This is a genomic window from Streptomyces sp. NPDC054956 (assembly GCF_053609185.1).
Genome location: NZ_JBSGXB010000265.1, coordinates 1 through 10,905, shown reverse-complemented (window position 1 = coordinate 10,905; position 10,905 = coordinate 1). Strand labels below are relative to the sequence as shown.

The window sequence follows — 10,905 nt, the reverse complement described above, 5'->3', positions numbered from 1 at the left end:
CGGACAGATCAAAGCAAGGACAGCCCAGCAGGACGTCAGTCAGTGATTGGGTCACGACCACCGGGGACCCGGATATCACTATGACTGTCAGTGGTCGCCGGTAAAATCGAGGGAGAACGACAGGAAGCCAACTACCGTTTGGGAGGCTGTAGATGGCCACTGCCATGACCCTGCACACCGTCGAGCCCGTCAAGAAGAAGCCGCTGCCGGCGGGGCTGCCCCGCGAGTGGTACGAGAGCCACAACCGGCGCCTGAAGGCGATGCGGCTGGCGATATCCCTGCTGGACTCGGGCACGTATGACGCTCAGCGCGCCACCAACCGGAAGATCCGCACGATGGCCGTCCGGACGGGGATCCACCGGCCGTCCAACGTCACGTGCAAGATGGTCCGTTCCTTCATCCGCGACGCCGGGTAGCCGGCCGAGCGGTACGTCTCAGGCCTCGGGGATCCTCGGGAAGCTGAAGCCGTAGCCCTGCTCCTTGAGCCAGGGCAGCAGCTTTCCGAGGGCCTCGACGGACTGGGAGCGGTCGCCGCCGCCGTCGTGCATGAGGATCGTCGGCCCCTTGGTCTCCAACTGCTTCTGCACGGCGCTGACGATCTGGTCCGCGCCGGGCCTGTTGAAGTCGCCGGGGTCGACGTTCCAGCCGAGGTTGGCCATGCCGTTGCGGGCGGCGATGTCGCGGCTCTCGGGGGTGAAGGCACCGCCGGGGGCGCGGTAGTACCAGATGCGGGTGCCGCCGCTCGCCCCGTCGATCATGTGCTTCGCGTCCATGATCTCCTTCTCCTGGTACGCGACGTCCTTCTTGTCCATGGCGGTGTCGTGGCTGACGGCGTGATTGCACAGCCGGTGGCCGGCCGCGACCATCTCGTTCACCAGGTCCGGGTGCTTCTGCGCGTTCGGCCCGGTCAGACAGAAGGTGGCCTTCGCGCCGTGCTCCCGGAGGAGTTCGAGGGCCTTCGGGGTCCACTTCGGGTCGGGCCCGTCGTCGAGGGTGATGTTGACGACCTTGCCCTCCTCCTCGGCCGCGCGCACCAGGTCCGAGCCGACCCGCAGCCGGGCGGGGGCCTCGATCACCTGGTTCTTCGCCGAGTCGGGAGCCGTCGCCTCCTCCTCGGCCGCGCCGAGCGCGATCGCGCCGGTGAGCAGTGCGAAGGCGCCCGCGGCCGCCACGACCGCCGTGATCCGCCTGTGGTGTTTGTGCGGTGCGCGCATCAGGTGGGCCTCGGTTTCCATGCTGGGGGGCTGGGAGAACCGAGCGAAACATGGCGAATGGGCTAAATGGGCGGTTGTCATCGTTTGGTCATGTGATCAGTACGGTGTGGTCATCGCGCCTTGCCGCTGCCACTGGTGCTGTCCCCGCTGCCGCCGTCACGGCCGCCGCCGCCCGGCTCCGCGTCCAGGGAGAGCACCAGCAGTGCCACGTCGTCGCGCGGGCCGCCCCCGGTGAAGGAGGCCAAGTCCCGCCACACCGCCCGGGCCAGACCCGCCGGGTCCGTGGCCAGTACGGGCACGCGTGCGGCCAGCGGGTAGAAGTGCCCCGAGGCGTCGCGCGCCTCCGTCACCCCGTCCGTGTACAGCAGCAGCCGGTCCCCGGGGCGCACCGGGAGCTCGGTCGGTGCGGCCGGGGTCGGGCCGGCCAGGCCCAGGCCGAGCGGGGGGCCCGGATCCACGTCGAGTTCCGAGACCGCGAAGTCCCGTAGCAGCAGGGCCGGCGGATGGCCGCACGACACGATCCGTACGAGGTCCAGCCCGGGCGGGAACTCCAGGAGCACCGCCGTCGCGAACAGCTCCGCGTGCGCCACCGACTCGGCCGCCGAGTCCGCCAGCAGCCGCCGGTCCAGCCGGGCCGCCACCGCGGTGAGCTCCGCGTCGTCGAGGACACCCTCGCGGAAGGCACCGAGCAGTGAGGCCACGGTGCCCACGGCGGCGAGCCCGTGGCCCTGGACGTCGCCGACCACGGCGCGCACGCCGAACGGCCCGACCCGTACGTCGTACAGGTCGCCGCCCACGAGGGTGCCCCGCTGGGCCGCCCGGTAGAGCCCGGCGCAGCGGACGTCCCCGACCAGCTCGGGGACGGGCGGCAGGACGGCGAGCTGCGCGGCCTCCGCGACGGTGCGGACGCTGACGAGCTGGGCGTCCCGGTGTTTTCGGACCCAGGCGACGACCACGCTGAGCAGGCAGATCGCCGCGACGGTGGCCAGGTCGGAGCCGCGGGCGTGCGCGATGCCGAGCTGGGGGAGGGCGAGCAGGGTCAGGACCACGCCGGCGAAGACGGCCGTCCCGGCGGCCCCGTACGCGAAGGCGGCCACCGGGGGGAGTCCGGCCAGGAAGTAGCCGACCTCGATGTCGCCGGGGGTGATGCGCTGCGCGCAGACCAGCACGACCAGGGCCACCGCGGGCGCGAAACGGGCCCAGCGCGGTGGCGGCGCCCCGCCCAGCCAGCCCGGGTCCTCGCGTCCGCGTCTCACCCCTCCACCCTGGTACGGGCGCCCGGGGCGCGCACGCCGGGTGGCCCCTTGTGGCTCGGGCGGCGACAGTGAGGGCGTGACGGATGCGGATGGCGTTGGGCAGAGCGCGGCGATCAGTACGCGGCTGAACTGGTTGCGCGCGGGCGTGCTCGGCGCGAACGACGGGATCATCTCGACGGCCGGTCTGGTCGTCGGCGTCGCCGGTGCGACGACCTCGCGCTCCTCGATCCTGGCGGCGGGGGTCGCGGGGCTGCTGGCGGGTGCGCTGTCGATGGCGGCGGGGGAGTACGTGTCGGTCAGCTCCCAGCGGGATTCGGAGAAGGCCGCGCTGGACGTGGAGCGGCGGGAGCTGGCGGAGTCGCCGGCCGAGGAGCTGGAGGAGCTGGCGGGGCTGCTGGCGCAGCGCGGGCTGAGCGCGGACGTGGCGCGGGAGGCGGCGGAACAGCTGACCGAGCGGGACGCGCTGCGGGCGCACGCGCGGGTGGAGCTGGGGATCAACCCCGACGAGCTGGCGAACCCCTGGCACGCGGCGCTGGCGAGCCTGATCGCCTTCACGGTCGGGGCGCTGCTTCCGCTGCTGGCGATCGTGCTGCCGGGGTCCTCCGGGCGGGTGCCGGTGACGGTGGTGGCGGTGCTGGTGGCCCTGACGGTGTGCGGGGTGGTCAGCGCGAGGCTGGGCGGGGCGCCCACGGGGAGGGCGGTGCTGCGGAACGTCGCGGGGGGTGCGCTGGCGATGGCCGTGACCTATGCGGTCGGCAGCTGGCTGGGCGCGTCCTGACGGGGTCGGCCCCGTGGCTGCGCCCGGACCCCGGGGCTCCGCCCCGGACCCCGCGCCTCAAGCACCGGCGCGGCCGGGTTGCCTGTAAAGATGAGCCCATGCGTATCGCAGTCACCGGTGCCACCGGGCTCATCGGCAGTGCACTCGGGCGGGCCCTGAGGGCAGACGGACACGACGTGGTCCGCTTCGTGCGGCGGGAGCCGGTCGGGGCCGACGAGGCGCGGTGGGATCCCGCCCGGGGGTACGTCGATCCGGCCGGGCTCGCCGGCTGCGACGCCGTCGTGCACCTCGCCGGGGCCGGGGTCGGGGACCACCGGTGGACGGCCGCCTACAAGCGGGAGATCCGCGACAGCCGGGTCAAGGGCACGGCCGCCATGGCGCGGGCCGTCGCCGCGATGGCCGAGCCGCCGTCCGTGTTCCTCTGCGGAACCGCCATCGGGTACTACGGCGATACGGGCGACCGGGCGGTCGACGAGGACGCCCCGGCGGGCACGGGGTTCCTGCCCGAGGTGTGCATCGACTGGGAGGCCGCCGCCGCGCCCGCCCGGGAGGCCGGGATCCGGACCGTGTTCGCCCGTACCGGGCTGGTCGTCGCGGCCGAGGGCGGGGCCTGGGGGAAGCTGTTCCCGATCTTCAAGGCCGGTATCGGAGGCCGGCTCGGCAACGGCCGGCAGTACTGGTCGCACATCTCGATGCACGACGAGCTCGCCGCGCTGCGCCACATCATCGACACGCCCTCGCTGGAGGGCCCGGTGAACCTGACCGCCCCCGAGCCGCTGACCAACCGCGAGGTGACGGCGGCGATGGGCCGGGTCCTGCACCGCCCGGCGGTGTTCGCCGTACCGGCTCCGGTCATGCGCGTGGTGCTCGGGGAGTTCGCGCAGGACGTGCTGGGCAGTCAGCGGGTGCGCCCGGCCCGGCTGCTGGAGTCCGGGTTCGTCTTCAAGTACCCCGGGATCGACGAGTCGATCAGAGCCGCGCTCGAAGCCTAGACGTGGACGCCCGGACCCGGACGCCTGGAGGCGGACGGTCGAGGGGGAGCGCACCACGGTTCGTGTGCGACCGTACGTGACCCGAATGCGACCGTCGTGCGACCGAAGTTGACCGTGTCGCCCGAAATAGCGCAGCCAACTCGGGTTCCACCGGAGCGCGTTGGGGGAAGGAGGACCCCACACAGCCGGGCCGACCTCGGGGAGGGGCACGTGCTCAACAGCGCACACGCACACCACGCGGACGTGATCATCGTAGGAGCCGGAGTCTCGGGACTCACGGCCGCGCACCACCTGATCGCCGCGGGAGTCACGGTCATCGTCCTGGAGGGTGCCGACGATCCCGGAGGCCGCATGGCCACCGAGACCGTCGACGGCTTCCGGCTCGACCGCATCGGCCAGCTCCTCAACACCGCCTACACCGAACCGTCCCGGACCCCGGCCCTGGCCGGCCTGGTCCTGCGGCCCTTCGCACCGGGGGCCCTCGTCCACACCGACGGCAGAATCCTGCACGCCGGCGTGCTCACGCCCGTTCGAGCCCTGACCAGCGGCTCCCTCGACCAGGCCCGGATCGGCGCCGCCCTCGGCCGCCTCGCCGCCCTGCCCGAGGAACGCCTCCTGGCCCGTCCCGAGCGCACCGCCCACGCCGCCCTGAGCTCCCGCAGCCTCGGTACGACGCTGCGCCCGCTCCTCGCCGCGCTCCTGCGCGACCCCGCCCTCGCCACCTCCAGCCGCGTCGCCGACCTGGCCCTGCGGACCTTCGCCCGCGGCCGGCTCGCCGTGCCCGAGGGCGGCGCCGCGACCCTGCCCGGCCTGCTCGCGGCCGCGCTGCCGCCCGGCACCGTACGCACCGGGGTCCGGGTCCGGTCGGTGGCCACCAACCTCGTCACCACCGAGGGGCACGGCGACTTCAGCTGCCGCTCCGCCGTGCTCGCCACCGGCGCGCGGGCCGCCGCCGAACTGCTCCCCGGCCTGCGGGTCCCGGAGTTCCACCAGGTCACCGTCATCCACCACGCCACGTCCGCCCCGCTGCCCTGGGACGGCTCGCTGCTCCTGGACGGCGACCCCAAGTGGCCGGTCGCCCACACCGCCGTGATGAGCGCCGTCGACCCGACGCGCGCCCCCGCCGGCCGCAGCCTGGTCACCACCACCGTGCTCGGCCCGCCGCCGCCCGCGCGTACGGTCGCCGCGCGCCTGGCCCGGCTCTACGAGACCTCGACCCGGGAGTGGGAGCTCCTCGCCGTGCACCACACCCCGGAGGCCGTCCCCGCCATGCCCCCGCCGCTGGACACCCGGCGCACGGTCAGGGTCCTGGCCGGGCTGTACGTGTGCGGGGACCACCGCGACACCAACACCGTCGAGGGCGCGCTGCGTTCGGCCCGCCGCGCGGCCGGAGCCGTCCTGCGCGACTTCGGCATCCCGCTCCCGGCCGCCCCGGAGGCCGCGCTTCCGGTGGCGGCCTGAGCCAACCACCATCCACGCCGGCGGGGCGGTTCCAGCCCCGCCGGCGTTCGAGGTGAGGGGTCCGGTGCGGAGCCCCGGGAGCCGGCCCGCAGGGTCACGACAAGGCGGCCACCCGGTCCCGGTACGTCCGCACCGCCGAGGCGTCCCGGTACGGCTCCAGCCGCCGCTCGAAGTCCCGTACGTACTCCACCGCCCGCACCGACCGCATCTCCATCGCCTGCTGCGCCGCCTCCGCGCCCAGCGCGCACGCCTGGTCCAGTTCGCCCAGCCCCAGCCGGGCCGTGGCGAGCACCACCCGGCAGAACAGCCGTGAGCGCGCGTAGCCGGGCGCCCGCAGCTGGAGCGAGCGCTCCGCGTGCTGCGCCGAGGCCCGGTACTGCTGCAGGTCGCGGTGGCAGTGCCCGAACTCGTCGGCCAGCTGGCCCTCGTCGTAGCCCCGCGCCCAGTGCGGTACGTCGTCACCGGGCCGGGCCGCGCCCAGCGCCCGCTCGGCCCGTACCAGCGACGCCGTCGACGCCCTGACCTCGCCGAGCACCGCGTGCCCGCGCGCCTCCGCCGAGTGCAGCAGCGCCTGCACCACCGGCGGCGGGCCCGAGCCGACGCCCTGCTGGGCCACGCGGGCCAGCTGCACCGCCTCCCGGCCGTGGCCGAGGTAGACCGCCTGCCGGCTCATGGTGACCAGCACGTACGCCCCGTACGGCCGGTCCCCGGCGGCCTGGGCGAGGCGCAGCGCCTGCACGAAGTACCGCTGGGCGAGCCCGTGCGCGGCGATGTCGTACGAGGTCCAGCCCGCGAGCCGGGTCAGGTCGGCGGCGGCGGAGAACAGCCGGCGTCCGGTGGTCTCCCCGTAGGTGCCGCGCAGCATCGGCTCCGCCTCGTGCTCCAGGTAGCGCACGAGGGCCTGGCGGGCATGGCCGCCGCCGTAGGCGTGGTCCAGGGTGCGGAACAGCTCGCCCACCGATCTGAGCGCCGCGATGTCACCGCCCGTGACGCGCTGCCCGGGCCCGCGGTCGATCTGTCGCTGCCGGGGCACCGAGGCCCGGCCCTGTACGGGGACGCGCGCGGCGGCTTGTTCCGCGCCGCGGCCGACCCGTTCGTCGGCCCGCCCGATGAGCCAGTCCCGGCTGGGCACCACCAGCCCGGCCGGGGTGAAGGCGATCTTGCGCAGTTCGGCGTGCGAGCCGGAGTCCTTGCGCCACAGTCCGCTCGCGATGTCGACGGCCTCCTCCGGGGTGGCCGCGAACTCCAGCCCGGCGTACACGGGGGCGCACGCGTCCAGGCCCAGGTCCTGGGCCGACAGCCGGCGCCCGAGGCGCCGGGTGAACACCTCCGCGATCAGCGCCGGGGTGGTCCCGCGCGGCTGCTGCCCGCGCAGCCAGCGGGTCACGGAGGTCTTGTCGTACCGCAGGTCGAGACCGTGCTCCAGACCGAGTTGGTCGACGCGGCGGGCGAGCCCGGCGTTGGAGAACCCGGCCTCGGCGATCAGTGCCGCGAGCTGCCGGTTGGGGACGCGCTGGGCAGGTCGTTCCGTCATCGGCTCCACGGTCTCCTGACGTGACGGACCGGAGTCCCGGCCCTGTGAACGGCGTGAATGTAGCGGCGAACTTCGCCCGCACCGCCCCCTCTGTCCCACATTCATCCGATCGTGTGGAGAACCGGTAGGGCTCTTTACGGACCGACCCCCTCCACCCGCGTACGCTGCGGCCCATGAGCCGCCGGACCACGGGGGAGCAGCCCCCCGAGCGATGCGAGGACCAAGCGGATTCCGCCACGGCCCCGCTGCCCGCCCCCGAGCTGACCGAGGCGGAGTGCCGGCGCTGCGGGACGTACATCGCCGGGCTCGACGGGCGCTACGCGTGCGGGGTCTGCGGCTGGGTGAACGACCACTCCGAGGGGCACCGCAGGCTGCCCCGGGCGGACGAGGACCCGGACCGGCCGGCGAAGGGGCGCAGGCGCCCGCGCCAGCTCCCGGGACCGCCCGAGGGGCCGCCGCACGGACCGGCTTCGGGGTCGCCCGAGGGGCCGCCCGACGCCGGGCCGCAGGGGCCTTTCGCCCGGGCCGCGACGGGCGGCTGACGGGGCCGGAGCGGGTCGCCGTACCCTTGCCTGGTGCGATACGTGCACACAGCAAGTTCGACGGCAGGTTCGACGAGGAGGCGCCGCGGTGGCTGATCTTGGGTTTGTCCATCTGGGCTTCGGACCGGATGCCGTGGAGTACACGGTGGCCTGGGAAGAGCAGCGCCGGGTGCACGCGGCCCGCTTCGCGGACGAGATCGAGGACACCTGCCTGCTGCTGGAGCACCTGCCGGTCTACACCGCCGGCCGGCGCACCGCCGACAGCGAGCGCCCGCTCGACGGCACGCCCGTCGTGGACGTGGACCGGGGCGGCAAGATCACCTGGCACGGCCCGGGCCAGCTGGTCGGCTACCCGATCATGAAGCTGCCCCGCCCGGTGGACGTGGTCGCCCACGTGCGCCGCCTGGAGGACGCGCTGATCCGCACGGCCGCCGAGTTCGGCCTGGAGACCACCCGCGTCGAGGGGCGCAGCGGGGTCTGGGTGCTCGGCGACCCGGTGGAGGAGCGCCCGCAGATCGGCGGCCTCTCCGTCGACTTCGACCCGCGGCTCGCGGACGAGGAGTTCGACCCGCGGCTCAACGGCCCCGAGTACGCCCCGTCCAACGCCGGCCAGCGCCGCGAGGACCGCAAGCTCGCCGCCATCGGCATCCGGGTCGCCAAGGGCGTCACGATGCACGGCTTCGCGATCAACGTGAACCCCGACAACACCTGGTTCGACCGGATCGTCCCCTGCGGCATCCGGGACGCCGGTGTGACCTCGCTCTCCTACGAGCTCGGCCGTGAGATCACCATCGCCGAGGTGCTGCCGGTGATCGAACGGCACCTGAAGGACGTACTGGAGCAGGCGGAGCTGCGGCCCCGGGAGACAGAGCCGGCCGCCGGCTAGCCCCCGGGGGAATGGGTCGGGCACCCCGCAGGTTGGCCGACGTAAGAGCGTACGAAATTACGGGCGTACCCTGGTGGGCGCCGAAGAATCGAAGTCACAGGGAGCCGGTCGTGTCCGCAGTCGCACCCGACGGACGCAAGATGCTGCGCCTCGAGGTCCGTAACGCCCAGACCCCCATCGAGCGCAAGCCCGAGTGGATCAAGACCCGGGCGAAGATGGGTCCCGAGTACACCAAGATGCAGGCCCTGGTGAAGGGCGAAGGACTGCACACGGTGTGCCAGGAAGCCGGCTGTCCGAACATCTACGAATGCTGGGAGGACCGCGAGGCCACCTTCCTCATCGGCGGCGACCAGTGCACCCGGCGCTGTGACTTCTGCCAGATCGACACGGGCAAGCCCGAGGCGCTGGACCGCGACGAGCCCCGTCGCGTCGGCGAGTCCGTCGTCACGATGGACCTGAACTACGCCACCATCACGGGCGTCGCGCGCGACGACCTGGCGGACGGCGGCGCCTGGCTGTACGCGGAGACCGTGCGCCAGATCCACCAGCAGACGGCGGGCCGCGAGACCGGCCACACCAAGGTCGAGCTGCTGGCCCCCGACTTCAACGCGGTCCCGGAGCTGCTGGAGGAGGTCTTCGCCTCCCGCCCCGAGGTCTTCGCGCACAACATCGAGACGGTGCCGCGCATCTTCAAGCGGATCCGCCCCGGCTTCCGCTACGAGCGCTCCCTCGACGTGATCCGGCAGGCCCGTGCCTACGGCCTCGTCACCAAGTCCAACCTGATCCTGGGCATGGGCGAGGAGCGCGAGGAGGTCTCCGAGGCACTGAAGGACCTGCACGAGGCGGGCTGCGAGCTCATCACCATCACCCAGTACCTGCGGCCCTCGCCGCGGCACCACCCCGTCGAGCGCTGGGTGAAGCCGGCCGAGTTCGTGGAGCTGGCCCAGGAGGCCGAGGAGATCGGCTTCTCCGGCGTCATGTCGGGCCCGCTGGTCCGGTCCTCGTACCGCGCGGGCCGTCTGTACCAGCAGGCGATGGAGAAGCGCGCCACGGTCTGAGAGGACTGTGTGAATTCGCGCACAAAGTCTTACCGATAGGTAACACCGCATCGACGCGGCCCCTAGGCTCTTCCATGGAAGTGCTCGGCGGGCCGCGTCGGCGTTTGCAACGCGTCAATCACAATTGACCGACCGGTCACGCCCTGGTAACACCAATCAGTGACGATTGCTTGACGCACAGCACACACCCCTGGTCACCCCCCGACGTGAGCTCCGTGAAAGGGATCGACATCATGCAGGCCGCGCCCGTACGCGCCATCGCCATCCCGTCCTTCACCGACGCCTTCCGCGGCATCGAGTCCCTGCTCATGAGCGGTGCCCGTCGCAACGCCTGGACGGCCGTCCTCGAGGACCGCCGCCGGGCCAAGGACCGCGTCGAAACCGAGCACGTACTCGAGGCCGCGGCTACCCGGACCGAGAAGGCCACGTAAACTTCGCTCTATGGCGAGGAAGTCAAACGCAGAGACTGCTGCGAACCCCGGGCGACTGAAGCAGATCGCCCTGACGTACAAGATGACGCGCAAGGCCGACCCGAAGGTCGGTCTGATCGTCGCGGGCGTGGGAATCGTCACCTTCGGTGTGCTTCTTGCGATCGGCTTCCTGATCGGCCACCCGGTCTACCTGGGCATCCTGGGCTTCCTGGTGGCGTTCCTTGCGATGGCGATCGTCTTCGGACGGCGGGCCGAGCAGGCTGCCTTCGGGCAGATGGAGGGCCAGCCGGGCGCGGCCGCGGCCGTACTGGACAACGTGGGACGGGGCTGGACCACCACCCCCGCCGTCGCGATGAGCAAGCAGCAGGACATCGTGCACCGGGCCGTGGGCAAGGCCGGTGTGGTCCTGATCGCCGAGGGCAACCCGAACCGGGTGAAGCCGATGCTCGCGAACGAGAAGAAGAAGCTGGCCCGGATCATGCCCGACATCCCGGTCCACGACTTCATCGTGGGCACCGGCGAGGGCGAGGTGCCGCTCAAGAAGGTCCGTACGACCCTGCTGAAGCTGCCCCGCGTGCTCTCCGGCCCTCAGATCACCCAGGTCAACGACAAGCTCCGGGCCATGGGCGACTTGCTGAGCAACATGCCGATCCCGAAGGGCCCGATGCCCAAGGGGATGCGCATGCCGCGCGGCGGAAAGATGCGCTGACCGGATTTTCGTATACAACGCAAGGGCGCCCCGAGCCGGATGGC

The 10,905-nt window shown here is 72.8% G+C and carries 12 protein-coding genes; 9 read left to right on the top strand and 3 right to left on the bottom strand.

The window, feature by feature from the left end:
• The first annotated feature begins 152 nt into the window (after positions 1-152).
• The gene (locus tag ACWGDE_RS30215) at positions 153-416 is read left to right on the top strand and encodes a hypothetical protein (RefSeq protein WP_453392208.1); all 264 of its coding nucleotides are present in this window, start codon (positions 153-155) and stop codon (positions 414-416) included.
• Positions 417-434: 18 nt separating this feature from the next.
• Here ACWGDE_RS30215 and ACWGDE_RS30210 read toward each other — a convergent pair whose 3' ends face one another.
• Complete coding sequence (locus ACWGDE_RS30210; RefSeq protein WP_453392207.1) at positions 435-1,235, bottom strand: polysaccharide deacetylase family protein; 801 nt, start codon at positions 1,233-1,235, stop codon at positions 435-437.
• Between the two features lie 89 nt (positions 1,236-1,324).
• Complete coding sequence (locus ACWGDE_RS30205; RefSeq protein WP_453392206.1) at positions 1,325-2,470, bottom strand: PP2C family protein-serine/threonine phosphatase; 1,146 nt, start codon at positions 2,468-2,470, stop codon at positions 1,325-1,327.
• 76 nt (positions 2,471-2,546) lie between these two features.
• Between ACWGDE_RS30205 and ACWGDE_RS30200 the strand changes: the two genes are divergently transcribed.
• The 3 genes from ACWGDE_RS30200 (at position 2,547) to ACWGDE_RS30190 (ending at position 5,701) form a co-directional block, all read left to right on the top strand.
• The gene (locus tag ACWGDE_RS30200) at positions 2,547-3,248 is read left to right on the top strand and encodes a VIT1/CCC1 transporter family protein (protein WP_453392205.1); all 702 of its coding nucleotides are present in this window, start codon (positions 2,547-2,549) and stop codon (positions 3,246-3,248) included.
• 98 nt (positions 3,249-3,346) lie between these two features.
• Entirely contained in the window at positions 3,347-4,240 is an 894-nt protein-coding gene (locus ACWGDE_RS30195) for a TIGR01777 family oxidoreductase (RefSeq protein WP_453392204.1), read from the top strand.
• 210 nt (positions 4,241-4,450) lie between these two features.
• Entirely contained in the window at positions 4,451-5,701 is a 1,251-nt protein-coding gene (locus ACWGDE_RS30190) for an NAD(P)/FAD-dependent oxidoreductase (protein WP_453392203.1), read from the top strand.
• Between the two features lie 94 nt (positions 5,702-5,795).
• On the opposite strand, the gene ACWGDE_RS30185 is transcribed toward ACWGDE_RS30190, so the two are convergent.
• Positions 5,796-7,235, bottom strand: coding sequence for a regulator (locus ACWGDE_RS30185; RefSeq protein WP_453392202.1), 1,440 nt, complete (start codon positions 7,233-7,235; stop codon positions 5,796-5,798).
• Between the two features lie 173 nt (positions 7,236-7,408).
• Between ACWGDE_RS30185 and ACWGDE_RS30180 the strand changes: the two genes are divergently transcribed.
• From ACWGDE_RS30180 to ACWGDE_RS30160, 5 genes are all read left to right on the top strand, one after another.
• A complete protein-coding gene (locus ACWGDE_RS30180; protein ID WP_453392201.1) occupies positions 7,409-7,777 on the top strand; it encodes a hypothetical protein in 369 nt (122 codons plus the stop codon).
• An 88-nt stretch (positions 7,778-7,865) separates the two neighbouring features.
• The gene (gene lipB, locus ACWGDE_RS30175; protein WP_453392200.1) at positions 7,866-8,663 is read left to right on the top strand and encodes a lipoyl(octanoyl) transferase LipB; all 798 of its coding nucleotides are present in this window, start codon (positions 7,866-7,868) and stop codon (positions 8,661-8,663) included.
• 110 nt (positions 8,664-8,773) lie between these two features.
• A complete protein-coding gene (gene lipA / locus ACWGDE_RS30170) occupies positions 8,774-9,721 on the top strand; it encodes a lipoyl synthase (protein WP_453392199.1) in 948 nt (315 codons plus the stop codon).
• Positions 9,722-9,954: 233 nt separating this feature from the next.
• Entirely contained in the window at positions 9,955-10,152 is a 198-nt protein-coding gene (locus tag ACWGDE_RS30165; protein WP_214950030.1) for an SCO2195 family GlnR-regulated protein, read from the top strand.
• 10 nt (positions 10,153-10,162) lie between these two features.
• Positions 10,163-10,861: a DUF4191 domain-containing protein gene (locus ACWGDE_RS30160; RefSeq protein ID WP_453392198.1), complete on the top strand. Its 699-nt coding sequence runs from the start codon at positions 10,163-10,165 to the stop codon at positions 10,859-10,861.
• The last annotated feature ends 44 nt before the right edge of the window (positions 10,862-10,905 follow it).